Annotated in this window: 23 protein-coding genes and 1 tRNA gene; 13 read left to right on the plus strand and 11 right to left on the minus strand. The window is 66.0% G+C overall.

The annotated features are described in order from the left end of the window. Positions 1–119 precede the first annotated feature (119 nt). From ugpB to ACVMDN_RS38105, 3 genes are all read right to left on the minus strand, one after another. Positions 120–1436, minus strand: coding sequence for a sn-glycerol-3-phosphate ABC transporter substrate-binding protein UgpB (ugpB, locus tag ACVMDN_RS38095; RefSeq protein WP_076833789.1), 1317 nt, complete (start codon positions 1434–1436; stop codon positions 120–122). A gap of 290 nt (positions 1437–1726) precedes the next feature. Beyond that, a complete protein-coding gene (locus ACVMDN_RS38100; RefSeq protein WP_076833791.1) occupies positions 1727–2932 on the minus strand; it encodes a CaiB/BaiF CoA transferase family protein in 1206 nt (401 codons plus the stop codon). Between the two features lie 189 nt (positions 2933–3121). Next, positions 3122–3547 (minus strand): organic hydroperoxide resistance protein, encoded by a 426-nt coding sequence (locus ACVMDN_RS38105; RefSeq protein ID WP_076833862.1) that lies wholly within the window; start codon positions 3545–3547, stop codon positions 3122–3124. A gap of 168 nt (positions 3548–3715) precedes the next feature. On the opposite strand from ACVMDN_RS38105, the gene ACVMDN_RS38110 reads away from it, so the two are divergent. Beyond that, a complete protein-coding gene (locus tag ACVMDN_RS38110; RefSeq protein ID WP_057020441.1) occupies positions 3716–4177 on the plus strand; it encodes a MarR family winged helix-turn-helix transcriptional regulator in 462 nt (153 codons plus the stop codon). Positions 4178–4233: 56 nt separating this feature from the next. On the opposite strand, the gene ACVMDN_RS38115 is transcribed toward ACVMDN_RS38110, so the two are convergent. From ACVMDN_RS38115 to ACVMDN_RS38125, 3 genes are all read right to left on the minus strand, one after another. Continuing rightward, positions 4234–4425 (minus strand): GIY-YIG nuclease family protein, encoded by a 192-nt coding sequence (locus ACVMDN_RS38115; RefSeq protein ID WP_076833793.1) that lies wholly within the window; start codon positions 4423–4425, stop codon positions 4234–4236. A 154-nt stretch (positions 4426–4579) separates the two neighbouring features. After that, a tRNA-Ala gene (locus ACVMDN_RS38120) sits at positions 4580–4655 on the minus strand. A 95-nt stretch (positions 4656–4750) separates the two neighbouring features. Beyond that, positions 4751–5158, minus strand: coding sequence for a TIGR02300 family protein (locus tag ACVMDN_RS38125; RefSeq protein WP_057020408.1), 408 nt, complete (start codon positions 5156–5158; stop codon positions 4751–4753). 145 nt (positions 5159–5303) lie between these two features. Here ACVMDN_RS38125 and aroA point away from each other — a divergent pair, with 145 nt between their 5' ends. The 12 genes from aroA to ACVMDN_RS38185 all read left to right on the plus strand — a co-directional run bounded on the left by aroA (position 5304) and on the right by ACVMDN_RS38185 (position 17898). After that, positions 5304–6641, plus strand: coding sequence for a 3-phosphoshikimate 1-carboxyvinyltransferase (gene aroA, locus ACVMDN_RS38130; RefSeq protein WP_057020409.1), 1338 nt, complete (start codon positions 5304–5306; stop codon positions 6639–6641). After that, the gene (cmk, locus tag ACVMDN_RS38135; protein ID WP_057020410.1) at positions 6638–7267 is read left to right on the plus strand and encodes a (d)CMP kinase; all 630 of its coding nucleotides are present in this window, start codon (positions 6638–6640) and stop codon (positions 7265–7267) included. Before aroA ends, cmk begins: the two co-directional genes overlap by 4 nt. A 394-nt stretch (positions 7268–7661) precedes the next feature. Beyond that, complete coding sequence (gene rpsA, locus ACVMDN_RS38140) at positions 7662–9371, plus strand: 30S ribosomal protein S1 (RefSeq protein WP_028337539.1); 1710 nt, start codon at positions 7662–7664, stop codon at positions 9369–9371. 465 nt (positions 9372–9836) lie between these two features. Beyond that, on the plus strand, positions 9837–10814 hold the full coding sequence (gene sppA / locus ACVMDN_RS38145) for a signal peptide peptidase SppA (protein ID WP_057020411.1): 978 nt from the start codon (positions 9837–9839) through the stop codon (positions 10812–10814). Between the two features lie 174 nt (positions 10815–10988). Further along, positions 10989–11318, plus strand: a complete 330-nt coding sequence (locus ACVMDN_RS38150) for an integration host factor subunit beta (protein WP_016847379.1) — start codon at positions 10989–10991, stop codon at positions 11316–11318. A 71-nt stretch (positions 11319–11389) separates the two neighbouring features. Next, on the plus strand, positions 11390–11776 hold the full coding sequence (locus ACVMDN_RS38155) for a LapA family protein (RefSeq protein ID WP_057020442.1): 387 nt from the start codon (positions 11390–11392) through the stop codon (positions 11774–11776). 75 nt (positions 11777–11851) lie between these two features. Next, positions 11852–12553 (plus strand): phosphoribosylanthranilate isomerase, encoded by a 702-nt coding sequence (locus ACVMDN_RS38160; protein ID WP_057020412.1) that lies wholly within the window; start codon positions 11852–11854, stop codon positions 12551–12553. Positions 12554–12673: 120 nt separating this feature from the next. Further along, positions 12674–13891: a tryptophan synthase subunit beta gene (gene trpB / locus ACVMDN_RS38165; protein WP_076833794.1), complete on the plus strand. Its 1218-nt coding sequence runs from the start codon at positions 12674–12676 to the stop codon at positions 13889–13891. Further along, complete coding sequence (gene trpA, locus ACVMDN_RS38170) at positions 13888–14724, plus strand: tryptophan synthase subunit alpha (protein ID WP_076833796.1); 837 nt, start codon at positions 13888–13890, stop codon at positions 14722–14724. Before trpB ends, trpA begins: the two co-directional genes overlap by 4 nt. Before the next feature lie 104 nt (positions 14725–14828). Beyond that, entirely contained in the window at positions 14829–15770 is a 942-nt protein-coding gene (accD, locus tag ACVMDN_RS38175) for an acetyl-CoA carboxylase, carboxyltransferase subunit beta (RefSeq protein WP_076833798.1), read from the plus strand. Between the two features lie 95 nt (positions 15771–15865). Further along, positions 15866–17110, plus strand: a complete 1245-nt coding sequence (locus ACVMDN_RS38180; protein ID WP_244558984.1) for a bifunctional folylpolyglutamate synthase/dihydrofolate synthase — start codon at positions 15866–15868, stop codon at positions 17108–17110. A 47-nt stretch (positions 17111–17157) separates the two neighbouring features. Further along, positions 17158–17898, plus strand: a complete 741-nt coding sequence (locus ACVMDN_RS38185) for a metallophosphoesterase family protein (protein WP_076833802.1) — start codon at positions 17158–17160, stop codon at positions 17896–17898. 5 nt (positions 17899–17903) lie between these two features. Here ACVMDN_RS38185 and ACVMDN_RS38190 read toward each other — a convergent pair whose 3' ends face one another. The 5 genes from ACVMDN_RS38190 to addB form a co-directional block, all read right to left on the minus strand. Then, entirely contained in the window at positions 17904–18362 is a 459-nt protein-coding gene (locus ACVMDN_RS38190) for a DUF2231 domain-containing protein (protein ID WP_076833804.1), read from the minus strand. 83 nt (positions 18363–18445) lie between these two features. Beyond that, positions 18446–19510, minus strand: coding sequence for an ATP-dependent DNA ligase (locus ACVMDN_RS38195; protein WP_283805983.1), 1065 nt, complete (start codon positions 19508–19510; stop codon positions 18446–18448). A gap of 96 nt (positions 19511–19606) precedes the next feature. Next, positions 19607–19927 carry a thioredoxin gene (gene trxA / locus ACVMDN_RS38200; RefSeq protein ID WP_016847387.1) on the minus strand — a complete coding sequence of 107 codons (321 nt, stop codon included), beginning with the start codon at positions 19925–19927 and terminating at the stop codon, positions 19607–19609. A gap of 116 nt (positions 19928–20043) precedes the next feature. Continuing rightward, positions 20044–23520, minus strand: a complete 3477-nt coding sequence (gene addA / locus ACVMDN_RS38205) for a double-strand break repair helicase AddA (RefSeq protein WP_076833808.1) — start codon at positions 23518–23520, stop codon at positions 20044–20046. Beyond that, positions 23514–26660 carry a double-strand break repair protein AddB gene (gene addB / locus ACVMDN_RS38210; RefSeq protein WP_076833810.1) on the minus strand — a complete coding sequence of 1049 codons (3147 nt, stop codon included), beginning with the start codon at positions 26658–26660 and terminating at the stop codon, positions 23514–23516. Before addB ends, addA begins: the two co-directional genes overlap by 7 nt. Positions 26661–26687 lie beyond the last annotated feature (27 nt).

Genomic DNA, 26687 nt, shown 5'->3' on the forward strand with positions numbered 1-26687 from the left:
GGTTGATCGCCCTAAAGCGCGATGAGATGAGGTTGGATCGTCATCGCGCCTTAGCTTGTCGTCTGGGCATGGTGGAAAACCGCTTCGCGCTTGTCCGGTTCATGCCCGAAGGCATCATGTCAGCGGACGGCGGTCTTTTCAAACTGCCGCAGCATCTGGTTGCCGCGCTCGACGGCGGCGTCCAGCGCCTGCTTGGCGGTCTTCTTGCCGGCCAGCGCCTGCTCGATCTCCTCCGACCACATGTCGCGCAGCTGCACCATGTTGCCGAGGCGCAGACCGCGGGAATTCGCGGTCGGCTCCTTGTTGGTGAGCTCGAGCAGCGGGGTCTCGAGATAGGGCTGGTCCTTGTAGAAGCCTTCTTCCTTGGCCTTGGCGTAGGCGGCCTTGGTGATCGGCAGATAACCCGAGGCCTTGTGGATCCAGACCTGGCGGTCGGTGTCCGAGAGGAAGGTCAGGAACTTGGCCACGCCCTTGTATTCCTCTGCCGACTTGCCGCCCATCACCCAGAGCGAGGCGCCGCCGATGATCGAGTTCTGCGGCGCGCCCTTGGCGTCGGGATAATACGGCATCGGCGCCGCGGTGAAGTTGAACTTGGCCTGCGCCTTGACGTTGCCGAAGAACGCCGACGAGGTCAGGTAGATCGGGCATTCGCCCGAGGTGAAGCGGCCTTCGCCGGTGTTGGTGCGGCCGGCATAGTCGTAGGTCTTGTCCTTCTGCAGCTCGACGAGGCTCTCGAGATGCTTGACCTGCAGCGGGCCGTTGAATTCGAGCACGGTGTCGAAGCCGTCGAGGCCGTTGGCCTTGCTGGCGAGCGGCACATTGTGCCAGGCCGAGAGCTGTTCGAGATTGACCCAGGTGACCCACGAGCCGGAGAAGCCGCAGGTGTTATAGCCGGCTGCCTTCAGCTTCTTGGCGTCGTCGAACACTTGCGGCCAGGTCTTGGGAATCTCCGCGATGTTGGCCTTCTTCAGCGCATCGAGATTGATCCACATCACCGTCGACGACGAGTTGAAGGGGAACGACAGCATCTCGCCCTTGGAGGTCGAGTAGTAGCCGGTGATCGCGGGCAGATAGACGCCCGGATCGAACTTCTCGCCGGCGTCGGCCATCAGCTTGTAGACCGGTTTGACGGCGCCGGTGGCGGCCATCATCGTCGCGGTGCCGACCTCGAACACCTGCATGATATGCGGCGCGTTGCCGGCGCGGAACGCGGCGATGCCGGCGTTCATGGTGTCGGCGTAGCCGCCCTTGTAGGTCGGGATCACCTTGTAGTCGGATTGCGAGGCGTTGAAGTCGTTGGCCAGCTTGACGATGACGTCGTTGTTGGCGCCGGTCATCGCGTGCCACCACTGGATCTCGGTCACCGCGAACGCGGGCGACGCGAATGCAAGCGCGGCAGCGGCTGCCGCGGCAGCGCCTAGTCGTCGAAAGAACATCAAAACCCCTCCCAATTGGAACATCATCTTTCGTTGCGCGCGTTATCAGCGCCGGATGACGTTCAAATGACCGTATAAACGAAAGTCATGGTAGGGGGGAAGCCGAAGCGAAGGGAAGCGGTAAAAAAGGCGAAGACCGCAGCCGGCTCCGTGCGGTGCAGCGCCAAACGCGACGTTGCACCGCAGTGTTGATGCGTCGGCCGGTTCGATACGGGCCGACGCTCCAGCTTTGTCCTGACGCGAACCGGTGCGCATCCCGCATCGCGTGCGGGACAGGCTCGAAAACGCCTTTAGCGCTTGCGCTGGGGACCGCAGACCACGCCCTTCTCAACCAGGCCGTTGATCTCGTCCTTCGAGTAGCCGAACTCGCCGAGCACTTCCGCGGCGTGCTGGCTGAACTTCGGCGGCGTCCGGCGCAGGTTCGGCTTGGTGCGTTCGAGGCGGATCGGCGAGGCGACGCCCTTGTACCAATCCTTCTCGATGACGTCGCCGCGATGAATGGTGTGCGGGTTGGTCAGCGCCTGGTCGATCTTCTGCACCGGGCCAGCCGGCAGGCCGGCGGCGAGCAGCCGGTTGCACAGCGGCTCGGCCTCGTGCTGGCTGAACACCGCGGCCAGCTCGACGCGGAGCGCATCGCGGTTGGCGATGCGGTCCTTGTTGCGGGCAAAGCGCGGGTCGGTGCCGAGCTCGGGCTTGCCGATCTCCTTGGCGAGCTTGCGGAAGGTTCCGTCATTGCCGACGCCGATGAAGATGTTGTCGGTCTTGGTCGGGAAGATCGCGTACGGCACGAGGTTGGGATGCTCGTTGCCGGTGAGCGACGGCGGCTTGCCGTGCATGAAGTAGTTCGCGGTGTGCGGATGCATGATCGCGAGCCCGGTCTCGTACAGCGTCGTCTCGATGAACTGGCCGAGCCCCGAGCGCTGCCGCTCCGACAGCGCCATCAGGATGCCGATCGTGGCGTAGAGCCCGGTGGTGATGTCGACCAGCGGCACGCCGATCCGCATCGGGCCGCTCTCCGGCGAGCCGGTCGCCGCGATCATGCCGGTCATCGCCTGGATGATCGCGTCATAGCCGGGATTGCCGCCGCGCGGGCCGTCGGCGCCGAAGCCGGAGATCCGGCAATGCACGAGGCGCGGAAATTTCGCGCGCAGCACGTCGTTGCCGATGCCCCATTTGTCGAGCGTGCCGGGCTTGAAATTCTCGATCAGCACGTCGGCGGTCTCGAGCATCTTCATCAGCACCGCGCGTCCGCCCTCGGAAGCGAGGTCGAGGCCGATCGAGCGCTTGTTGCGGTTGATGCCGACGAAATAGGCCGCGTCTTCTTCGTGGAAGGGAGGACCCCAGTCTCGCACCTCGTCGCCGGCGGGCGGCTCGACCTTGATCACGTCGGCGCCGTGGTCGGCGAGAATCTGGGTGCAATACGGACCGCCGAGCACGCGCGTCAGATCGATCACGCGCAGGCCGGTCATCGCGCCCGTAGCCGCTGGGGTATTCATGGAAGCAACCTTCGCTCAGTTGGGATCAGATAACGAGGGTCCCAGAGCTAACGGTCTTCAGCCGGGGCAGCAATGCTTCCGTCGGCGCAGGCCCATGCAGCAGGCGGCGCATGCGTTCGCCAAGCGAACCAGCCGCTGAAAGAGCAATGGTCCGCCACGTGTTGCGGCGGACCATTGCGTGATGTGGAATTAGACGACGCTCAGCTTGACGTCGACATTGCCACGGGTCGCGTTGGAATAGGGGCACACATGGTGGGCCTTCTCGACCAGCGCTTCGGCATCGTTGCGCGCAAGGCCGGGCAGCGACACCGCGAGCTCGACGGCGAGGCCGAAGCCGCCTTCCGAGCGCGGGCCGATGCCGACCGTCGAGGTCACCGAGGCGTCGGCGGGAACCTTGGGGCCGCCCTGCGAGGCCACGAACTTCATCGCGCCGATGAAGCAGGCGGCATAGCCGGCCGCGAACAGCTGCTCCGGATTGTTGCCGGCGCCGCCGCCGCCACCGAGCTCCTTCGGGGTCGTGAGCTTGACGTCGAGTGCGCCGTCGAGCGTCGCCGCATGGCCGTCGCGGCCGCCGGTTGCCTTGGCGCTGGTCTTGTAGAGCACGTTCACAGACATCGTGGTCTCCCTTGGTGGGTTGGGCTTGAATTCGATGACGTATGTATTGCACGCAAATAGATTGCGCACAATATAAAATATGCGGTCTCACATTTAATTGTTCGCAATTGAATCCGCGGTCCCGTGAGCCCAGAATGACCCGGAAACGAGATGGATTCGATGGGAATCATGGCCAGGAAACCGACGGCCGCGGATCAGGCGCTGCGGCTCGACAATCAGATCTGCTTTGCGGTCTATTCGACCGCGCATGCCTTCAACCGCGTCTACAAGCCGCTGCTCGACCGGCTCGGGCTGACCTATCCGCAGTATCTCGTGATGCTGGCGCTGTGGGAGCGCGACGACGTCGCGGTGAAGGACCTCGGCGAGCGCCTGTTCCTGGATTCCGGCACGCTGACGCCGCTCTTGAAGCGGCTGGAGGCGGCGGAGTTGATCAAACGGACCCGCAGCACCGCGGACGAGCGGGTGGTGCTGATCGCGCTGACGCCGCAGGGCCACGCGCTGCGCGAAAAGGCCAAGGCCGTGCCGCAGTCGATCCTCGCGGCCTCGGACTGCACCGTCGGCGAACTGATGGCGATGAAGGACGAGATCGTCGCGCTGCGCGACCGGCTGAATGCGGTGCTGGGGGAGTAGGGGCGGTCGGGGCGGTTAGAGGCGCTTCTTGGCGAAGGCGCGGCCGGATGCGGACTTCAGATATTTTCAAAAGCGACGGCCTGCTTCTCGTCGCTGAAAGCGACGTAGGTCTTGAGCCGCCACGGTCCAAATTTGGATGTATGGGGCACTTCCCCGGCATTGTGCTTAGCCAGTCTAGCCCGCAGATCGGTAATCCGGACATAGAAGTGCAGGCAATCAAGGCTCTCGAGAATGTAAACGTATTTCATCTGTTCCCCCCAACACACGGCTGATGGGGTGGATGCTAACGCATTCGGATTTCGGAGAGAGCCCGGCTCCGCCCTTTGGGCTACGCCGCGGCAGCCTTCGCTCACTTCGCTACGATGGACTATCCGGGCTTGCCGAGCCGAAGCTCGCGAAGGCTGGTGGAGCCAGGCGGGATCGAACCGCCGACCTCTTGCATGCCATGCAAGCGCTCTCCCAGCTGAGCTATGGCCCCTTATCCAGTTGGGATGATCCTGGGGGATCGATCCCGGTCCGCGCGGCCTGGACGACTCGCGCGGCAGCACCGTTGATCATAGATCGGCGCCGATCTCAAGTCTCTTCGTCGCCTCCGACGTCACCAATGATGTCGGTCACGTCCTCATCGCCCTCTTCCTCGTCGGCGATGAAGGTCGAATCGTCGTCGTCATCGTCGTCGATGGTCTCATCGACCTCGATATCGTCCTCGGATTCGGGAACCTGGGCCTTGACCTTCCCGGTGTTCTCCTCGGCATCGGCCTCCTCGAGCGAGACCATCTCCTCGGCCTCGGCGGGCTCCGGCATGTCGGCTGCGGTCGCAGGCGAACTGACGGTGGCGCCACGGCCCCGCGGCGGGGCGATCGGCGCGATCGGCACGACTTCGCCGGTATAGGGCGAGATCACCGGATTCTTGTTGAGGTCGTAGAACTTCTTGCCCGTGGTCGGGCAAATGCGCTTGGTTCCGAGCTCGGACTTGGCCACGTGGTAATCCCAGAATTTTCCTGAAAAACGGAGCTTCACTTGGCTAGTTGAGGAGCCGCTGTCAATAGCGGTCTGCGCGCATTTGACGGGCGCGTGACGCGGTGTTGCCTATGTGATACCTGCCGCGACGCGAGAGGACACAATCTTGGCCCATTCTGACACCCCGACCTCGCTGGAATCGCGCGCGTGCGGCCCCCTGGCCGGCACGGTCCGCGTTCCCGGCGACAAATCGATTTCCCACCGCGCCCTGATCCTGGGGGCGCTTTCGGTCGGCGAAACCCGCATTTCCGGCCTCCTGGAGGGCGAGGACGTCCTCAATACCGCCAAATCCATGCGCGCGCTCGGCGCCAAAGTGGAGCGGTCGGCGCCGTTTACCTGGTCGGTGTCCGGCGTCGGGGTCGGCGGCTTCGCCCAGCCTGCCGCGCCGCTCGATTTCGGCAACTCCGGCACCGGCTGCCGGCTGGTGATGGGCGCGGTGGCCGGTTGCCCGATCGCCGCCATTTTCGACGGCGACGCCTCGCTGCGCTCGCGGCCGATGCGCCGCATCCTCGACCCGCTGGAGCTGATGGGCGCCCGAACCAGCGACATAAGGGAGGGCGGCCGGCTGCCGCTCACCCTGCACGGCGCCCGCTATCCGGTGCCGATCGTCTACAAGACGCCGGTCGCCTCGGCCCAGATCAAGTCCGCGGTGTTGCTGGCGGGGCTCTCCGCGCCCGGCATCACGACGGTGATCGAGCAGGAGGCAAGCCGCGACCACACCGAGCTGATGCTGAAGCATTTCGGCGCCGAGATCTCCTCCGAGCAGGAAGGCAGCCACGGCAGGCGAATCTCGCTGCACGGCGAGCCCGAGCTGCACGGCGCCAACGTCGTGGTGCCCGCCGATCCGTCCTCCGCGTCATTCCCGATCGTGGCCGCACTGATCGTCGAAGGGTCCGATGTCGTGTTCTCAGACGTGATGACCAATCCGCTGCGCACCGGCCTGTTCACCACGCTGCGCGAGATGGGCGCCTCGATCGAGGAGAGCGATGTGCGCGGCGATGCCGGCGAGCCGATGGCGCAGCTGCGTGTGCGCGCCTCGAAGCTGAAGGGTGTCGAAGTGCCGCCGGAGCGCGCGCCGTCGATGATCGACGAGTATCTGGTGCTGGCGGTCGCGGCCGCCTTCGCCGAGGGCACCACGACCATGCGCGGCCTGCAGGAGCTGCGCGTCAAGGAATCCGACCGCCTTGAAGCCACCGCCGACATGCTGCGGGTCAACGGCGTCAAGGTCGAGGTCTCCGGCGACGATCTGATCGTCGAGGGCCGCGGCCATGTTCCAGGCGGCGGCCTCGTTGCCACGCATATGGATCACCGCATCGCGATGTCGGCGCTCGTGATGGGCTGCGCCTCCGATCGGCCGGTGAAAATCGACGATACCGCCTTCATCGCCACCAGTTTTCCGGATTTCATCCCGATGATGCGCGCGCTCGGAGCTGATTTCGCATGATCATCGCCATCGACGGACCCGCCGCCTCGGGCAAGGGCACGCTCGGCAAGCGGCTCGCCCACCACTACGGCTATCGTCATCTCGACACCGGCGTGATCTACCGTGCGGTGGCCTATGCGATGATTCAAGCTGGTGCCGAGCTCAGCAACGAGGTGCTGGCCGTGGCCGCGGCGCTCGAGCTCGACCCCGAAAAGTTCGGCAATCCGATCCTGAAGACCCAGAAGGTCGGCGATGCCGCCTCCGTGGTGTCGGCGATTCCGCAGGTTCGCGAGGTGCTGGTGAACTTCCAGCGCCAGTTCGCCGCCGATCCGCCCGGTGCGGTGCTGGATGGACGCGACATCGGCACTGTGATCTGCCCGGATGCCGACGTGAAGATCTTCGTGGTCGCCGACCCCCGCGTGCGGGCACGGCGGCGCACGCTGGAGGCGCGCGCCCGCGGCGAGGACGCCGACGAAGAGGCGGTGCTCGCCGACATCCTCAAGCGCGACGAGCGAGACAAGAACCGGGCGATTGCGCCTCTGCGGCCGGCTCCGGACGCCCACACGCTGGACAATTCAAATCTGGACATTGAGGCCGGCGTCCGCGCCGCCATCGCCATCGTCGAGGCGGCGCGCGCCAGGCGCTAGAATCGCGGGCCGCCGCGGCGCTCTCGGCCCGAAAACCCAGCAAAATTGGGCATTTCCTGCTTGCCGAAAGTCGCATGCAGGGCTATATCAGCGCCGTTCGGAGCAGCATCGACGATGTCGAGGCCGTGTCTGAGCGGGCCGGCGATGGGTTTGAGCTATTCCTCAAACGAAACCAACGCCGCATCTGGAGGAACGCCCGCTCCCAGGTCTTGCAGTCGATATTTTCGTTTCAGGCTCCGGATCAATCATACGTACCGAACGTGCAGTCTTGCTGCCGGCCCGCTGTTGCACCTCCTGCAATGAGCGGTCGTCAGGGTTTGCGGAACCCCGACACTTCACGCACGGTGCGCCCATCAACCCGAACGGCCGGCGAGATCCCGCATCTGGAGAACAAATGGTTTCGAATTCTGCGTCTTCCTATACTCCCACCCGCGATGACTTCGCGGCGATGCTTGATGAGTCCTTTGCCGGCGGCAATTTGCAGGAAAGCTCGGTCATCAAGGGCAAGGTGGTTGCAATTGAGAAGGACATGGCCGTCATCGACGTCGGCCTGAAGACCGAAGGTCGCGTTGCGCTGCGTGAGTTCGCCGGCCCCGGCCGTGAAAGCGATCTCAAGGTCGGTGACGAAGTCGAGGTGTTCCTCGACCGTATCGAGAATGCGCTCGGCGAAGCCGTGCTGTCGCGCGACAAGGCGCGCCGCGAGGAAAGCTGGGGCAAGCTCGAGAAGGCGTTCCAGAACAACGAAAAGGTCAACGGCGTCATCTTCAACCAGGTCAAGGGCGGCTTCACGGTCGACCTCGACGGTGCGGTGGCCTTCCTGCCGCGCTCGCAGGTCGACATTCGTCCGATCCGCGACGTTGCGCCGCTGATGAACAATTCGCAGCCGTTCCAGATCCTCAAGATGGACCGCCGCCGCGGCAACATCGTGGTGTCGCGCCGCACGGTTCTCGAAGAGACCCGCGCCGAGCAGCGCCAGGAGCTGGTGCAGAACCTCGAAGAGGGTCAGGTGATCGACGGCGTGGTCAAGAACATCACCGATTACGGTGCGTTCGTTGATCTCGGCGGCATCGACGGCCTGCTGCACGTGACCGATATCGCCTGGCGCCGCGTCAACCACCCGACCGAGGTGCTGACCATCGGCCAGACCGTCAAGGTCAAGATCATCAAGATCAACCACGAGACGCACCGCATCTCGCTCGGCATGAAGCAGCTCTTGGATGATCCGTGGCAGGGCATCGAAGGCAAGTACCCGCTGGGTGCCCGCTTCACCGGCCGCGTCACCAACATCACCGACTACGGCGCGTTCGTCGAGCTCGAGCCGGGCATCGAAGGCCTGATCCACGTCTCCGAGATGTCGTGGACCAAGAAGAACATGCACCCCGGCAAGATCGTTTCGACCTCGCAGGAAGTCGAAGTGCAGGTGCTGGAAGTGGATTCGGTCAAGCGCCGCATCTCGCTCGGTCTCAAGCAGACCATGCGCAATCCCTGGGAAGTCTTCGTCGAGAAGTTCCCGGTCGGTTCGGTGGTCGAGGGTGAGGTCAAGAACAAGACCGAGTTCGGTCTGTTCCTCGGTCTCGAGGGCGATGTCGACGGCATGGTCCACCTCTCCGACCTCGACTGGAAGCTTCCGGGCGAGCAGGTCATCGACAACTTCAAGAAGGGCGACATGGTCAAGGCCGTGGTGCTCGATGTCGATGTCGAGAAGGAGCGCATCTCGCTCGGCGTCAAGCAGCTCGAAGGCGACCCCTTCGCCGAGCCGGGCGACGTCAAGAAGGGCGCGGTCGTGACCTGCGAAGTGCTCGAAGTGAAGGAGAGCGGCATCGAGGTCCGGATTTCGGGCACCGAGTTCACCACCTTCATCAAGCGGTCCGAGCTGGCCCGCGACCGCAACGACCAGCGCGCCGAGCGCTTCGCCGTCGGCGAGAAGGTCGATGCCCGCGTCATCCAGTTCGACAAGAAGGCCCGCAAGGTGCAGGTCTCGATCAAGGCGCTGGAAGTCGCCGAAGAGAAGGAAGCCATCGCGCAGTACGGCTCCTCCGATTCGGGTGCGACGCTTGGCGATATCCTCGGCACCGCGCTGAAGAACCGCGGCACCGACAAGTAAGCGTTCGCGCGATTTGAGGCGAACAATCGGGGCCCCGGCGCAAGCCGGGGCCCTTTGCTTTGGGGCATCCGTAGCCCGGATGAAGCGAAGCGAAATCCGGGACTTTCTATCCGTGCTGCTGAAGCCTCCCGGATTACGCTTCGCTTCATCCGGGCTACGGATTTGTCTTCCCCTTCCCCCTGAAAGGGGGAAGGTCGGGATGGGGGTCAGCCGCAGGCGATGCTGTTTGCGGAGAGAGCAGATCCCCACCCGCTTTGCTCTGGCGAGCAAAGCGACCTCCCCTTTTCAAGGGGAGGTTAGGGCGCGGCTGGGATGAAGCGCACGTGCACCCGGGCTACGAGTGCCTCCGAATACCGGGCCTTGTTTTCTTCATATTGCGTCGCAATTGATGTATTTGGCTAAGCTGATAGTGACGCTGCGACTGCAAAACGCGCGGATTGCGCTGACCATTTCTGGAGAGATCGGATGTCGCTGGATTCGGACGTGATCGTCGATCGTCGCCGCATCAGGCGCAAACTGACCTTTTGGCGCGTCGCCGCCGCGGTCATTGCGATCGCGGCCATCGTCGGCGTGGGCGTGGTCGCCGCCGGCGGACGCGGCACCTTTTCGACATCGAACACGATCGCGCGGGTCAATATCGACGGACTGATCCGCAGCGACCAGGATCGCGTCGAGGCGCTGGAGCGGCTCGGCAAGTCGAGCTATGCGGCTGTTGTCGTGCACATCAATTCGCCCGGCGGCACCACCGCGGGCTCCGAGCAGCTTTACGACTCGCTGATGCAGCTGAAGGCGAAGAAGCCGCTTGTCGTCGTGGTCGAGGGATTGGCCGCCTCGGGCGGCTACATCACGGCGATCGCCTCCGATCATATCGTCGCCCAGCAGACCTCGCTGGTCGGCTCGATCGGCGTTCTGTTCCAGTATCCGAACGTTTCGGAGTTGCTCAAGACTGTCGGCGTGAAGATGGAGGAGATTAAATCTTCCCCGCTGAAGGCCGCGCCCAACGGCTTCGAACCCACCAGCCCGGAGGCCCGCGCCGCGATCGACGGTCTCGTCAAGGACTCCTATGCATGGTTCCGTGGATTGGTGAAGCAACGGCGCGGCATGGACGATGACCTGCTGGAGAAGGTCGCGGACGGTCGCGTCTTCACCGGCCGGCAGGCGGTCGATCTCAAGCTGGTCGATCAGCTGGGGGACGAGAAGACCGCGATCGCCTGGCTGGTTGCCGAGAAGAAGGTCAAAAGCGACCTGCCGGTGCGCAATTACAAGCTTAATCCGCGGTTCGGCGACCTGACCTTCCTGCGCACGGCGGCGTCCGTGACGCTCGATGCGTTCGGTCTTGGCGCGATCGCGCGGCGGATCGAGCAGGGCGGCGTGGCCGAGGCGGTCGACCGGTTCGGGCTTGACGGCATGCTGGCGCTGTGGAGCCCGGCTGGAACCAACTGATCGGCTGCCAAAGGCGTGCTCGTCAGGCTATTCCCGCTTTGCGGGAATCGCCGCATGCCCCAATTGGGCTATTTGTCACGTGATTTCACGACGCCCTAAATCGATTTAGCGTCTTGACAGTGCACGGCATTTTCACGGAAATGGGTTTCCGCAAGAGCCCGGATCCCACTTTCGATGATCAAATCCGAACTTGTTCAGCGTATCGCCGAGCACAACCCGCACCTCTATCAGCGGGATGTCGAGAACATTGTGAATGCGATTCTCGATGAAATCGTCGCAGCGCTGGCACGTGGCGACCGTGTCGAGTTGCGCGGTTTTGGCGCATTCTCGGTGAAGCACCGCCCGGCGCGCGCCGGCCGCAATCCACGCACCGGCGAGCATGTGCCGGTCGACCAGAAGAGCGTGCCGTTCTTCAAGACCGGCAAGGAAATGCGCGAGCGCCTCAACCGCGACGTGACCGAGGCGGGCGCCGCCAAGGTCGATGCGCCCAAGGCTGATGCTTAAGGCGCGACGTCAGGCGTTGCCGTGTTGCGGGCGATATGCCCGCATTTGCTCCATCGCTGCGAGAGATGGTCATGCGAAAGTTCTTCACGGCAGTGGTCGTCGTTCCGCTCGGTCTGATCTTCATCATTTTTGCAGTCGCTAACCGTCACTGGGTGACGGTGTCGTTTGATCCCTTCAATTCGGTGACCCCGACGGTTGCGGTCACGCTGCCGTTGTTCGTCGTCATCATCGCCTCCGCGATCCTGGGCGTGCTCGCGGGCGGCATCGGAACCTGGTTCAAGCAAGGGCGCTGGCGCCGCGCGGCCCGGCAGCACGAGGCTGACGCCCGCCATGTCCGCGCCGAGCTCGCCGACCTCAAGGCCGCCGCCTCCCGGGACGACGCGCAGCGCCGTTCGGCCCCGGCGCAACTCGGCTTTTACGGGGCCGCCGGGCGAGACAAGCAGGGCGCGACGTTGTAGAACCCGCCCCACCGGACCAGGGTTCACCCCGGTTCCGGTCGCCCGACAACCCGTTTTGAGACCTGTTTCGAGACCATGCCCCTGCTCGTCAAAATCTGCGGCCTGTCCACGCGCGAGACGCTCGACGTCGCGCTTGAAGGCGGTGCCGATATGGTGGGGTTCGTATTCTTTCCGCCGTCGCCGCGTCACATCAGCCTCGAGACCGCGCGCGAGCTTGGCAGCCGCGCCAAGGGCCGCGCCGTCAAGGTCGCCCTCACCGTCGATGCCGACGATGCGATCCTGGAAAACATCGTCGAGACGCTGCGGCCGGATATCCTGCAATTGCATGGCAAGGAGACCACGGCGCGGCTGCGCGACATCAAGGCGAAGTTCGGCCTGCCGCTGATGAAGGCGCTGCCGGTCGAGACGTCGGCCGACCTTGCGCCGCTGCCGGGTTATGCCGGTGTCGCCGATCGCATCCTGTTCGATGCCCGCGCGCCGAAGGATGCCACGCGGCCGGGTGGCCTCGGCGCGCCCTTCGATTGGCACGTGCTGGAAAATCTCGATCTTGCGCTGCCCTACATGGTCTCCGGCGGGCTCAACGCCGACAACGTCACTGAAGCCGTCCGCGTCACGCGCGCCGGCGGCGTCGATGTCTCGTCGGGCGTCGAGCGCATGCCCGGTGTCAAGGATCCCGAATTGATCCGCGCCTTCATCCGCGCCGCGCGCGCAATCCAGCCTTCTTCACCTCTCCCCGTTCACGGGGAGAGGTCGACCGCGCAACGCGCGGGCGGGTGAGGGGCGCTGCAACGATGATCGAGCAATTGGAGAAACCCCTCACCCCAGCCCTCTCCCCGCAAGAGCGGGGCGAGGGAACGGAAACAGCGCCGCAAGCCGGCAAGAAGAACTGATGGTTCGATGAATCCAAACCTGCCCAATTCCTTCCGCAGCGGTCCCGACGAGCGCGGGCATTTCGGCATTTTCGGCGGACGCTTCGTTGCGGAAACGCTGATGCCGCTGATCCTCGATCTCGAAAAAGCCTATGCCGACGCCAAGGCCGATCCGGCGTTCCAGGCCGAGATGAATGTCTATCTGAAGGATTATGTCGGCCGGCCCTCGCCGCTCTATTTCGCCGAGCGGCTCACCGAGCATCTCGGCGGCGCCAAGATCTATCTGAAGCGCGAGGAGCTCAACCACACCGGTTCGCACAAGGTCAACAATGTGCTCGGCCAGATCATGGTCGCGCGCCGCATGGGCAAGAAGCGCATCATCGCCGAGACCGGCGCCGGCCAGCATGGCGTGGCGACGGCGACGCTGTGCGCGCGGTTCGGGCTCGGATGCGTGGTCTATATGGGCGCGGTCGACGTCGAGCGGCAGCAGCCGAACGTGATCCGCATGGAGATGCTGGGCGCCAAGGTCGTCCCGGTGCAGTCGGGCGCGCGCACGCTGAAGGACGCGATGAACGACGCGCTGCGCGATTGGGTCACCAACGTGCACAACACCTTCTATTGCATCGGCACGGTGGCGGGTCCGCACCCCTATCCGATGATGGTGCGCGACTTCCAGTCGATCATCGGCCACGAGACACGCAAGCAGATGCAGGAGGCCGAGGGCCGCCTGCCGGATTCGCTGATCGCCTGCATCGGCGGCGGCTCCAATGCGATGGGCCTGTTCCATCCGTTCCTCGACGATCCCTTGATCGAGATTTTCGGCGTCGAGGCTGCCGGTCACGGACTGACGCAGCTGCATGCCGCTTCGCTGGCCGGCGGCCGTCCCGGCGTGCTGCATGGCAACCGCACCTATCTCTTGATGGACGCCGACGGCCAGATCGAGGAAGCGCATTCGATCTCGGCCGGCCTCGATTATCCCGGCATCGGCCCGGAGCACGCCTGGCTGCACGAGACCGGCCGCGTGAAATATCTCTCGGCGACCGACGAGGAGGCGCTGGCCGCATTCCAGCTGCTGTCGCGGCTCGAGGGCATCATCCCCGCGCTGGAATCGGCGCACGCCATCGCGAAACTGTCCGAGCTCGCACCGCAGCGACCGAAGGATCACCTGATGGTGGTCAACCTCTCGGGCCGCGGCGACAAGGACGTGCCGCAGGTCGGCGACATCTTGAAGGCGAGGAAGAAGTGACCACCCGTATCGACGCACGTTTCTCCGAGCTGAAGCAGCAGGGCCGCTCCGCTTTCGTCACCTTCGTGATGGCCGGCGATCCCGACGCCAAGACCTCGCTCGACATCCTCAAGGCGCTGCCGAAGGCCGGCGCCGATGTCATCGAGATCGGCATGCCCTTCACCGACCCGATGGCCGATGGCCCGTCGATCCAGGCCGCCGGTCTGCGCGCGCTCAAGGGCGGCATGACGCTGCGCAAGACGCTGGCGATGGTCCGCGACTTCCGCAAGGAGGACAACGCCACGCCGATCGTGCTGATGGGCTACTATAATCCGATCTACATCTACGGCGTCGACCGCTTCCTGGCCGACGCCAAGACCGCCGGCGTCGACGGCCTGATCATCGTCGACCTGCCGCCGGAGGAAGATACCGAGCTCTGCATCCCCGCGATGAAGGCCGGGCTGAACTTCATCCGGCTGGCGACGCCGACCACCGACGACAAGCGGCTGCCGGCGGTGCTCGCCAACACCTCGGGCTTTGTCTATTACGTCTCGATCACCGGCATCACCGGCGCCGCGACGGCCGATTCGAAGGTGGTCGCGGAGGCCGTGGCCCGCATCAAGCGGCACACCAAGCTGCCGGTCTGCGTCGGCTTCGGCATCCGCACCCCGGAGACGGCGCGCGCGATCGCCGAGAACGCCAACGGCGCGGTGGTCGGCACCGCGATCGTCGATGTGGTGCGTGCCAATCTCGATGCCGAGGGCCGTGCGACGCCGAAGACGGTGAGCGCGGTGGCGGACCTGGTGTCGGCGCTGGCGCAGGGGGTCCGGGGCGCCAAGCAGGCCGCTGAATAAGCCACATTTTGCGGCAACAAGGCCGCCGATGGCGGCTTGCCGGGCTCGCCCGGCCCGCCATATATCCAGCTGGTGCGGAACCGATCCGCATTTCGGAGCGAACCATGAATTGGCTCACCAACGTCGTCCGGCCGAAGATCCGCAACATCCTGCGGCGCGAGACGCCGGAAAACCTCTGGATCAAGTGCCCGGATTCCGGGCAGCTCGTGTTCTACAAGGACGTCGAGGCCAACCAGTTCGTGATCCCCGGCTCGAACTACCACATGCGGATGGGCGCGGTGGCGCGGCTGAAGTCGATTTTCGACAACGAGACCTGGTTCGACGTCGCGCTGCCCGAGGTGACGGCGGATCCGCTGAAATTCCGCGACGAGCGCAAATATGTCGACCGCATCAAGGACGCCCGCACCAAGACCGGGCTGAACGACGCGATCAAGGTCGGCTACGGCAAGTTAGAAGGTGCCGGCGTCGTGGTCGCCGTGCAGGATTTCGATTTCATGGGCGGCTCGCTCGGCATGGCCGCCGGTGAAGCCATGGTGCGCGGGCTCGAACTCGCGGTCGAGAAGAAGTCGCCCTTCATCGTGTTCGCCGCATCCGGCGGCGCGCGGATGCAGGAAGGCATCTTGTCGCTGATGCAGATGCCGCGCACCACCGTCGGCGTGCAGATGCTGCGCGAGGCGCGCCAGCCCTACATCGTGGTGCTGACCAATCCGACCACCGGCGGTGTCACCGCGTCCTATGCGATGCTCGGCGACATCCAGATCGCCGAGCCCGGTGCGCTGATCGGCTTTGCCGGCGCGCGCGTGATCGAGCAGACCATCCGCGAGAAGCTGCCGGACGGCTTTCAGCGCGCCGAATATCTGCGCGAGCACGGCATGGTCGACATGGTGGTGCACCGCCACGACATGAAGGCCACGCTGGCGCGGCTGTGCCGCCTGCTGACCAAGGCGCCGGCGCTTGAATCCGCATCGAAGCCCAAGGCCGCGGTCACCGAGCCGGCCCAGATCGTCACGGCGCCTGAGACGGTGCCGGCCGCGCCGCACGCGTGACCGCAAGCGCCACCTCACCGCAAGCCTCGTTCGAGGCGTTGATCGCGCGGATATCGGCGCTGCATCCCAAGCGCATCGATCTCAGCCTCGATCGCATGCGCGGCCTGATGGAGCGGCTCGATCATCCCGAGCGCAAGCTGCCGCCGGTGATCCATGTCGCCGGCACCAACGGCAAGGGCTCGACCATCGCCTATCTGCGCGCGATTCTCGAAGCCGCCGGCCTGCGCGTGCACGTCTTCACCTCGCCCTATCTGGTGCGGATCAACGAATGCTACCGGCTGGGCGCCGTCGGCGGCGGCAAGCTGGTCGGCGACGAAGAGCTGCGCGAGACGTTCGAGCACTGCGAGCGCATCAACGCCGATAGTCCCATCACCATCTTCGAGATGGAAACGGCGGTGGCGTTCTGCCTGTTCGCCAAGCATCCGGCCGACGTCGCATTGCTCGAGGTCGGGCTCGGCGGCCGGCTCGATTCGACCAATGTGGTCGAGGCGCCGCTCGCCTCGGTGATCACGCCGGTCAGCATGGACCACATGGAATTCCTCGGCGACAATCTGACGGCAATCGCCGGCGAGAAGGCTGCGATCATCAAGCGCAAGGTGCCGGTGGTGTGTGCCGAGCAGGCGCCGGATGCGATGGCCGTGATTGAGGCGCAGGCGAACCGCATGCGCGCGCCGCTGCATGCGGCCGGCCAGCAATGGCATGTCGGCGTCGAGCGCGGCCGGCTGGTCTATCAGGACGAGCGCGGCCTGCTGGATCTCGCCGCGCCAAAACTGTTTGGCCGGCACCAGTTCGACAATGCGGGCCTTGCGATCGCGACCCTGCGCGCGATCGACGCATTCAAGCTCAACATCGCGGCCTTTGAAGCCGGCATCGTCAACGCGGAATGGCCGGCGCGAATGCAGCGGCTGGTTTCCGGCGCGCTGGTCGGCCAGGGGCCGCAGGGCTCCGAGGTCTGGCTCGACGGCGGACACAATGCCGAGGGCGGGCGCGTCGCGGCCGCGGCGCTCGGCGATCTCGAGGAGCGCGTGTCGCGGCCGCTGGTGGTGATCGTCGGGATGATGGCCAACAAGGATGCCGACGCATTCCTCGCCAATTTCGCCGGACTGACCCGCCACATCATCGCGGTCCCGGTGCCCGGCCGCGACAACGGCATGGCGCCGGACAGACTGGCTGACGCCGCGCGAGCGCTCGGCATGCGGGTCGAGATCGCTGATGGCGTCGACGCCGCCTTGCGGCGGCTTGCTGCGCTGGCCTACGAGGTGCCGCCGCGCATCCTGATCACGGGCTCGCTGTATCTGGCCGGTCCCGTGCTTGCGGCCAACGGCACGCCTCCTGCATAACAGGTGACGCGTCCCGGATGCGGTGCGCATGAGGGAGGACGAGCATCATGCGTTTTGCTGCGATCGCCGACATCCACGGCAACCATCTCGCGCTCGAAGCCGTACTGTCGGACATCCGCGCGCAGGGCATTTCCGACATCGTCGACCTCGGCGACATGGTGAGCGGGCCGCTCGACGCCCGCCCCACCATCGATACGCTGATGGCGCTCGATGCGGTCCATCTGCTCGGCAATCACGACCGCTACCTGATCGACCGCCCGCATGAGAAAATGGGCTCCTGGGAGCGGCTGACCTATACCCAGCTCGAGCCGCGGCATCTCGACTGGCTGCGCACGCTGCCGGCGAATTCGATCTATCGCGACGAAGTTTTCCTCTGTCATGCAACGCCCCAGAATGACGAGACCTACTGGCTCGAGACGGTGCTGCCGGGCGGCGAAGTCTGCATGTCCCCGCTGGAAGCGATCGAGGCGAGAGCGGCCGGCGTGCCGCAATCGCTGATCCTCTGCGCACACACGCATACCGCGCGCGCCATGCGACTTCGCGACGGCCGGCTGATCGTCAATCCCGGCAGCGTCGGCTCGCCCGGCTATCGCGCCGGCAAGCCGCATCCGCATGTCGTCGAGGCCGGTTCGCCCGATGCGCGCTATGCGATCCTCGAACAGGTCGATGGTGGCTGGGACGTAACCTTCCGCCACATCCCCTACGACCACGCAGCAATGGCGGCGCTGGCGCGGCAGCACGGCCAGGCCGAACTCGCCTCGGCGCTGGCGACGGGATGGATTCGCTGACTTGCCTAATGGATATGCGCCTCATCCGAGACGCCGACATGCTCGCGATAGACCATCTCCCAGCCCTTCCAGCCGGTGAACAGCAGGATCAGGACCACGATGAACGATAGCGCGAGACCGGTCGGCACGATGGCGGATGCGCCGTGCTCGAAGCGCAAATACCAGTTGTAGAGCGCGATCAGCACCGCGATGACATTGCCGCCGGCGTGCTGCCATGCATCGGAAAGATTGCGGACCTGATCGTCTCCGAGGAGATCGATCACGCCGGCGATGGCGGCGAGCGCGGCCATGATCAAGCCGATGCCAAGCAGCCAGAGCGAGGCGCTGGCCCAGAAGTCAGTGCCCGTCTTCCAGAAAGCGAGATCGGCAACGAAGGTCAAAACAAAGCATACGACTGGAAATGGAATAAGCATCGGATGGATAGGATGTCCCGCGACCTGCGCGGTTGATCTGGGGTTCGACATGGGTCCCTCCTGAGGGCCATTTGATCCCTCAACATGGACTGCCTGTCCGGGTTCCAATTCGCTGCACCGCAACGGCAGTGCCGTTATCCCCTCAACAGCTTCATCGGGTCGGCCGCCTTCTGCTTCAGTTGCTCGAACGAGCATTGCTTCGGCGCCTTGTCCGGACGCCAGCGCAGGATCGAGGTGCCGTGGCGGAAACGATCGCCACTGAAATGGTCGTAGCAGACCTCGATCACGAGCTTCGGCTTCAGCGGACACCATTGCGCCGAGCGCTCGGTCGACCACCGGCTCGGGCCGCCCGGCGCATTCCCGGTAAAGCCGGGCTTTGCAATCAACGGCTCGAGACGGTCGGTGAGCGCCGCCTTGTCCTGTTGCCTGATTGCGGAGGTGAAGCCGACATGATGCAACAAGCCGTCGTCGTCATAGAGGCCGAGCAGCAGCGAGCCGACCACTTGGCGGCCGCCGGTCCTGTTGGTGGCGTAGCGAAAGCCGCCGACCACACAGTCGGCGCTCCTGAACCTTTTGATCTTCTGCATGCCGTCGCGATTGCCGGCCTGATATGGCAGGTCCAGGCGCTTGGCGATCACGCCGTCGAAGCCGCCGCCGGATCGCGCCAGCCATTTCCCGGCAAGCGCGTAGCTTGTCGTCGCGGGAGACAACCGAACGCTGGAATTGGATTTCAATTGCGACCTGGCGAACGTCTCGAGCTGCGGTCGTCGTTCGCTCAAGGGCTGGCCGGAAAGCTTCTTCCTGGTTGGCGAGGCCAAGAGATCGAACGCCAGAAACAAGGCGGGCGTTTCCTGTGCCAGCCGCGTCACCCGGCTGGCGGCAGGGTGGATGCGCTGCAGGAGATCGTCAAAGGAGAACGTTCGGCCGTGCGGCACCACGATCTCGCCGTCGAGCACGAATGACGTTGCCTTCACGCTCAGCGCCGCGGCGACCAGCTCCGGGAAATAGCGGCCGAGATCTTCGCCGGATTTCGAGCGCAGGTCGACTTTGCGGCCTTCGCGTTTCAGCAGGCAGCGGAAGCCGTCCCACTTGGGTTCGTACTGCCACTCCTTCCCGCGCGGGATGGCATCGACCGAGCGCGCCTCCATCGCGACGAGCGGCGTGGACCTGGAAGCGGGCTTTTGACGCGGGGAGGGCAAGTGCCGGGACCTTCAAACGCAACACACACGGTCCCAACGCAAACGGCCGGCGAATCCGCCGGCCGTGCACGAATTTATTAATCAGAAGAAGCGGGATCAGACCGCAGCGGTGATCCACTGCTGCAGCTTGGCCTTCGGCGCGGCGCCGACCTGACGGGACGCCATCTCGCCGCCCTTGAAGATCATCAGGGTCGGGATCGACATCACGCCATACTTCGACGCCGTCTTCGGGCTCTCGTCGACGTTGAGCTTCACGATCTTGACCTTGTCGCCCATCGCGCCGGAAATCTCATCGAGAGCGGGCGCGATCATGCGGCAGGGGCCGCACCACTCGGCCCAGAAGTCGACGACCACCGGCCCGGTCGCCTTGAGCACTTCGGCTTCGAAATCGGCGTCAGAAACCTTGCCAACGGCCATGTGAATACCTCGTTCGGTTGAGACAAAAGGGCGCGGTTGGGAATCGCGCCCGGGAGCATGGGTCAAACCTATGAACGCCCCCTTGCCGGGTCAAGCGTGCTCACGCCGACATGAACTTATGCCAGGGCAGCGTCCAGCGCGGAGGCGGAAATCTCCATGATTTCAGTCGTTTCGGTCCAGAGCAGGGCGGCCCGCACGGGCAGCTGGGGATAAAGCCTGGCGAGCACCGCGCGGTATAGCGCGAGCTGCCGGACATAGCCCCGCGGCGCCTCGGCTGCCGTCTTGGGCGGAGCATGGTTGGTCTTGAAATCGACGATCAGGACGTCGGTTGGCGTCACCACCAGGCGGTCGATCTGGCCCGACACCAGCGCCTTCGGCTGGCCCGGCCGCTCCAGCCGCCCGACGATCGAGACTTCCGCGCGGCTGCCCGGCGCGAACACCGCGGCAAAGCGCGGATCGGCGATCAGGCCGAGCACCTGATCGGCGAGCGCGACCTGCTCCTGTTCGTTCCAGCCGTCGGCATTGCGCGCGAGGTAGCCGAGCGCGGCGGCGCGCCGCCGCTCGAGCGCGACGTCGGGCAGCGACTGCAGCAGGCGATGTACCAGCGTGCCGCGTTGCAGGGCGCGGGCACGCAGCAGCACCGATTCGCCGGTCCGGATCGGATGGCTGTCGTCATCAGCCGGATCTGACGGACGCAGCATGCTCGCCGCCGATGCTTCCGGTGCGGCCGCAGCACGCAGCCAGGACGGCAATGCGATCGGCACCGCGGCCGCTGACGCTGTCGCACCGGTGAGATCGGCGACGTCATCCGGCCGCGAATAGCGCATCACCTTGCCGCCTGGCGTCTCCAGCTCCTCGAGCTTGAGCCCGGAATTGGCGAGCCCCTTGGTGATCAGATCGTACCAGGACGATTTCCGCACCGTGTTCATGTTGCCGGGCATGCAGCCGCCGACGATCAGCCGGTCGGCGGCGCGGGTCATCGCGACATAGAGCAGGCGGCGATACTCGTCCTCGGTGTCGCCGAGCATCGCCTTGCGCGCCTCGGCGACGCCGGGCGGATCCTCGGCCTTCTTGCCGGCCCACACCACGACGCCGGGCGCGTTCGGCGCGGCATTGCCCTGCGGCAGATGGATCAGCCGCAGCCGCTGCGTGTCCGACGGCGAGGTCGTGGTGTCGACCAGGAACACCACCGACGCCTCGAGGCCCTTGGCGCCGTGCACGGTCATGACGCGGACCTCGTCGCGCGAAATCTCCATGTCGCGCTTCACCTCGGTGTCGGCGGCGCGCAGCCAGGCGACGAAGCCCTGCAGCGAGGCCGGCGCCTTGCGCTCATAGCTCAGCGCAAGCTCGAGGAATTCGTCGAGCGCGTCGTTCGCCTCATGGCCGAGCCGGCGCAGGATGCGCGCCCGCCCGCCATCGCCGCCGAGCAGCCAGGCGTAGAACGCGAACGGCGTCTCCTGGGTGAAGCGGCGCTCGCATTGTTCGAGACGGCGCAGCGCGGCCGAAAATTGCTCATCGGTGGGTGCCTGCGCGGCCAGTGCCTCGCGCAGCGAGCCGCGACGCTGGTACGCCAGCTTGAATAGATCGTCGTCGTCTAGGCCGAACAGCGGGCTCTTCAACGCCACCGCCAGCGCGAGATCGTCCTGCGGCAGCAACAGCGCATCGGCGAGGTTCATCAGGTCGATGATCGCGATGTGCTCGGTCAGCTTCAGCCGGTCGGCGCCGGCGACCGGGATGCCCGCGTGCTTCAGCGCCTGGATCACCGCGTCGAAGGCGTTGCCGCGCCGCCGCACCAGGATCAGCATGTCGCCGTAGCTGAGCGGCCGCCGTCCGCCGGTGCTGCCGGTCATGGTGCCGCTGGCAACGAGGCGCTTGATCTCGGCCTGGATGCGACGCGCCAGTTTCACCTCGGGGCTGGTCACCGACACGCCGTCGAACGGCGCGCGCCAGCCCTCGATATCCTGGCGATCGTCGGCCACGGCGAGATCCCAGAGCTCGATCTGGCTGGGGCCGGCATCGGCCATCGCGTTGTGGATCGGGTAGCCGTTCTCGATCGCATGAATGCTGCGGAAGATCTCCTGCTCGCGGAACACATGGTCGACCGAATGCAGGATCACCGGCCCCGAGCGGAACGAATAGGTGAATGACACCGGGTCGAATTTCAGCCCGGCTTCCTCGAACCGCCGCTTCAGCTCGCGCCGGCGCAGGTCGAATTCGCGCGGCGCCGCGCCCTGGAACGAGAAGATCGACTGCTTCTCGTCGCCGACCGCGAACACGGTGCGCACCAGGCCGTCGCGCGCGCCGGCGCCGGAGGTGAATTCCGAGATGATGTGCGCGACGATGTCCCATTGCCGCGGGCTCGTATCCTGCGCCTCGTCGATCAGCACGTGATCGACGCCGCGGTCGAGCTTGTAATGCACCCAGCCCGACGAGACGCGGTCGAGCATCGCCAGCGTCTTGTCGATCAGATCGTCATAGTCGAGCAGGCCGCGTTCCAGCTTCTCGCGCCGGTAGTGCGCGGCGGCCGCGGTCGCGATGTGGATCAGCGCCTCGGTGCGGTCGCGCGCGACCACGGCGCGGCGGCGCTCGATCAACGGACCGAGACGGTCGATCTCCGCCTCGAACCGACGGCCCGCGACCGCATTCTTCTTGATGAAACTGTTGGTGACGACAGACGCGCGCGGGGCGCGTTCATCGGTCAGGAAGACGCCGAGATATTCGTCGACCTGCGCTGCACCGGTGAAGGTCAGCGCGCTCCGCAGCCGTTCGGCCTGCTTCTGATCCGCCTTGCTGCTGGTATCGAGCAGCGTCGCCATCTCCTTCCAGCTCGCGCGCGGCAGGTTCGGCCCGTCGACGATCTCGCGCTCGACCTCCTCGATGCGATCATCGGCGGAGACGCCGAGCGCGGCCGACATCTGCGCTGCGGCGGCCGCGGCGTTGCCGGCGGCATCGGTCCAGGCCATGAAATGGTCGCGGCTGAGGCAGGCCTCGCGGACCACCTCCTTGAAAGTGACGTCGGCGGCATTTGCCATCGCCGTCCGCAGCGCGCGGCCGATCGGACTGTCGGGAATCCGCGAGGCTTCGAGGAACACCGCGAGATTGGCGCGCTCCATCATCTCGTTCTGGTCGCGGTCGTCGAGCACGGCAAAGCGCGCCGGCACGTTGGCCTCGAACGGAAACTGCTGCAGCAGGCGGGTGCACAGCGCGTGGATGGTCTGCACCTTCAAGCCGCCGGGGGTCTCCAGCGCGCAGGCAAACAGTTTGCGCGCCTCGCGCCGCAACGTGGCGGAAGGATGGGCAATGCCGGCCTCGCGGATCGCGGCGTCGAGCCCGGCGTCGTCGAGCGTCACCCAATGGCCGAGCGTCGTGAACACGCGCTCGGCCATGTTCGCGGCAGCCGCCTTGGTGAAGGTGATGCAGAGGATCTTTTCCGGCGGCACTCCCGACAGCAGCAGGCGGATGACGCGCTGCACCAGCACATGGGTCTTGCCCGAGCCGGCGTTGGCCGACACGAAGGTCGACGCTTTCGGATCGGACGCGCGCGCCTGCGCGTCGCGCACGGCGGGCGGAATCGGACGGGGCGCCTTCACCATTCCTCGATCCCCAGGCCGCCGGCGGCGGACCATTCCTTGATGCGTGCGAGGTCGTCATAGGCGCCGTAGCGGTTCGCCCACATCGAGAGGTTCAGCGAGGTGTAGGCCTGCTGCTCGTCGTCGAAGGCGCGGATCAGGGCCTCGAGCTTGCGCCGCGCGCTGTCGGCGGCCTCATCGGGCGGCTGCGGCGTGTCGTTGGTCTTGATCTTCAGCTCCAGCGAACGCTGCTCGCCCGGCGGATTGTTGCCGCTCAGCCTGACATAGACGAGGTCGCCGACCGAGGAGTCGGCCGGGATGTCGGCGAAGCCGCCCTCGCGCAGGATCGCGGCTTCCAGGGTGAGCTGCGGCGACAGGCCCATGCGCACCTGCTTGCCAGTCGGCGGCTGGCCGGTCTTGTAGTCGAGGATCGCAAAGCTGCCGTCATCGCGCCGCTCGATGCGGTCGGCGCGCGCCGAGAGCGTGAAGGTCCTGGCATCGTCGAGCGGGATGCCGATCTCGCCGCGGATCTCGGCCTTGATGGCCTCGATCTGGCCGCGCCGGGCCTGCTCCCATTCGGCAAACCATGTTGCGATGCGCTGGAAGCGCGGCCACCACAGCGCTCGCGCCTCGGGCCGCTCCATCAGCGGCGCAAAATATTTGGCCCCGATCTCGCGCAACGTGAGCAGGGTGTTGGCAGGCAGCGCGTCGGCATAGACCTGCGTGAACTCGCCGAGCGCCTCGTGGATCGCCGAGCCGCGATCGGCCGCCGACAACGGCATGTCGACGGGGTCGAGCGGATCGAGCCGCAGGATGTAGCGCGCATAGATCGTGTAGGGATCGCGCAGCCAGTCCTCGATCGCGGTGACAGACATCTTCAGCGGACGTGCCTCGCGCGGCGGCCGCGGCTCCGGCTGCGGGATCGGCTCGACCTTGTCGGGCCGGTCGAGCTCGGCGGCATATTGCACGTAAGTTTCGCCGGCCGATGTCGCGGCCTTCCAGCGCGCCTCGCCGGCGACCGCTTCGAGCCGATGCAGGAAGCGCGAGGCGACCGCCGGCGCACCGCCGACTTTTGCGGCGTGGGTGAGGATCACCTCGTCATGGCCGAGCAGCTGCGCAAAGTCGTGCGCGGAAAGCCCGATACGCCGCTCGGGAAGATCGAGCCCGAGCTCGTGCCGCATCGGCCGGCTCAGCCACGGATCGATCCGCGGCGCCGGCGGCCAGACGCCCTCGACCAGGCCGCCGAGGATGACGCGATCGGATTCGGTGAGACGTGCTTCGAGCTGGCCGAAGATGTTGAGCTGCGCGCGCGCCGATTCCGGCCGCCGCACCATGCGGTCGGCGAACGCGGTCTGGAACACCTCGGGATAATCGGCGAGCGGCGTCATCAGCCCGCTCGGCTGCTGCTTGGCGAGCAGCTCGTCGAACGCAGACGCCAGCGACGCACCGGCGCGCTCCTCGAACACGACGGCAACGCCGTTCTGGTCGCCGGACAGCGCGATCAGGGCCTCCCGGTGGCGCGCGGCCAACTCCGCGAAATCATAGGGTTTTGACGACGCCATGCCTTCGAGCGGCGCCAGCGCCGCCTGCAATCTGGCGATCAGGTCCTGCGCCCGGTTGAGCTCGTTGTCGCGCAGCCGGGCGCGCGGCTCCATGGCGTGCAGCGACGAGGTCTCGCCGCCGTGCAGTTTGACCAGCTCGGCGCGGAAGCGCGCGAAGTCGCGGGCGAGGCCGCCGGTCCCGGCTTGCGGCCGCGTGCCGCGGAGCAGCGCGATCTCCAGCACCTCGATCGCGCGCCGCAGCGCGCCACGCGAACCGCCGAGCCGGAACAGCGGATGCTTGAGCAGCGCGAGCAGCGTCGGCGGCTCCAGCCCCTTGGCCGCCGCCTCCGCGGTCAGGCGGGCGAACACGCCGGCCGGCGTCTCGATCAGCGCATCGCCGCCGGAATCGTCGAACTCGAGCTTCCAGCGCGTCAGCGACGCCATCACGCGGCGCGCCAGCGCGCGATCCGGCGTCACCAGCGCGGCCGATTTGCCGAGATGCCGCGCCTCGCGCATCGCAACCGCGATCGCCAGCGCCTCCATTTCCGGATTGGGCGCCTCGACCACGGTGAGGTTGGTCATCCCGGCGGAAATCCGCGCCACGATCTCCGGCCGTTCCAGCCGGTCGTGCCACTGCGCGGTCGCGGTCGAGGGACGCATCGTCTCCGACACCAGCACCTCGCGGCCGAGCGGCGCCGGCTCGGCAAGGCTCTCGACGTCGCGGCGCGTGATGCCGAAGCGGTCGAGCAAGGCGTGCATCGCGAATTGCGGATGGTTCGACGAGGGCGGCGTTACGAACCTGCCGTCGTCGCCGCGCTCGCCGCCGATCGTGTCCCAGGAGTCCTCGTCGAGATCGGTGTCGAGCCCGGGCAGCACCACGGCACCGTTCGGCAGCTTCGCCACCGCGTGCAGGAATTTCGCCGTCGCCGGCATCGAGCCGGTCGAACCGGCCGCGATCACCGGGCCCGCGTGGTGCGCGGTCAGCCGCGCCGCCTCCGCCTCGATCAGCAGATCGCGGCGCGCGGCGGGTTCGATCCGGCCGATCTCCTTGAGGTAGCTGGGCCAGGCGTCGCGCGCGATGCGCAGGAAGTCGAGCGAGTGCTGCCAGTATTTGTCGAGCTGGTCCGGCACCAGGCGGTCGAGCGCGCGCCAGTCGACGCGGCGCGTCACCATGTCGTCCATCAGCCGCGCCAGATCGCCGGCGAGTTGCAGCGTCGAGGCCGGCCCGCCGACCACCAGCGGCGCCGATACCGGCGTCTTCGCCCAGGCGGCGACCAGATGCGCCAGCGTCAGCCGGCGCTCGAGCTCGCCCAGCCTTGGCGGAATCTCCAGCGGCGCGGCGCCGCCGACGTCCTCGCTTTGGTCGGCGAAGGCGAGTTCGTCCTCATCGATGTCGCCAAGCGCGACGATGCGCGGCAGCACGGCGGCGTCCGACTTGAGCACATCGAGGAAGATTTCCCGCGCCAGCCGCCCGGCACGGCGGGTCGGCAGATACAGCGTGGCGTTGGCGAGCCTTGCCGGATCGCTCTGCGCCTCGAATCCCGCGACCAGCCGGCCATCGACCAGCGCCGAGATGACGGTCCGCAGGAACGGCGCAGAAACGGGAACACTGAAGACGCGCATGGGCTGCCTGATTCGAATCCGGCGCCA

The sequence above is a fragment of the Bradyrhizobium sp. USDA 4510 genome (genome assembly GCF_054059095.1).

Coding starts and splice junctions, on each gene's coding strand:
- ugpB (WP_076833789.1), bottom strand. CDS start 1,436: ATGTTCTTTCGACGACTAGGCGCTGCCGCGGCAGCCGCTGCCGCGCTT.
- ACVMDN_RS38100 (WP_076833791.1), bottom strand. CDS start 2,932: ATGAATACCCCAGCGGCTACGGGCGCGATGACCGGCCTGCGCGTGATC.
- ACVMDN_RS38105 (WP_076833862.1), bottom strand. CDS start 3,547: ATGTCTGTGAACGTGCTCTACAAGACCAGCGCCAAGGCAACCGGCGGC.
- ACVMDN_RS38110 (WP_057020441.1), top strand. CDS start 3,716: ATGGCCAGGAAACCGACGGCCGCGGATCAGGCGCTGCGGCTCGACAAT.
- ACVMDN_RS38115 (WP_076833793.1), bottom strand. CDS start 4,425: ATGAAATACGTTTACATTCTCGAGAGCCTTGATTGCCTGCACTTCTAT.
- cmk (WP_057020410.1), top strand. CDS start 6,638: ATGATCATCGCCATCGACGGACCCGCCGCCTCGGGCAAGGGCACGCTC.
- rpsA (WP_028337539.1), top strand. CDS start 7,662: ATGGTTTCGAATTCTGCGTCTTCCTATACTCCCACCCGCGATGACTTC.
- sppA (WP_057020411.1), top strand. CDS start 9,837: ATGTCGCTGGATTCGGACGTGATCGTCGATCGTCGCCGCATCAGGCGC.
- ACVMDN_RS38150 (WP_016847379.1), top strand. CDS start 10,989: ATGATCAAATCCGAACTTGTTCAGCGTATCGCCGAGCACAACCCGCAC.
- ACVMDN_RS38155 (WP_057020442.1), top strand. CDS start 11,390: ATGCGAAAGTTCTTCACGGCAGTGGTCGTCGTTCCGCTCGGTCTGATC.
- ACVMDN_RS38160 (WP_057020412.1), top strand. CDS start 11,852: ATGCCCCTGCTCGTCAAAATCTGCGGCCTGTCCACGCGCGAGACGCTC.
- trpB (WP_076833794.1), top strand. CDS start 12,674: ATGAATCCAAACCTGCCCAATTCCTTCCGCAGCGGTCCCGACGAGCGC.
- accD (WP_076833798.1), top strand. CDS start 14,829: ATGAATTGGCTCACCAACGTCGTCCGGCCGAAGATCCGCAACATCCTG.
- ACVMDN_RS38180 (WP_244558984.1), top strand. CDS start 15,866: ATGCGCGGCCTGATGGAGCGGCTCGATCATCCCGAGCGCAAGCTGCCG.
- ACVMDN_RS38185 (WP_076833802.1), top strand. CDS start 17,158: ATGCGTTTTGCTGCGATCGCCGACATCCACGGCAACCATCTCGCGCTC.
- ACVMDN_RS38190 (WP_076833804.1), bottom strand. CDS start 18,362: ATGTCGAACCCCAGATCAACCGCGCAGGTCGCGGGACATCCTATCCAT.
- trxA (WP_016847387.1), bottom strand. CDS start 19,927: ATGGCCGTTGGCAAGGTTTCTGACGCCGATTTCGAAGCCGAAGTGCTC.
- addA (WP_076833808.1), bottom strand. CDS start 23,520: ATGGTGAAGGCGCCCCGTCCGATTCCGCCCGCCGTGCGCGACGCGCAG.
- addB (WP_076833810.1), bottom strand. CDS start 26,660: ATGCGCGTCTTCAGTGTTCCCGTTTCTGCGCCGTTCCTGCGGACCGTC.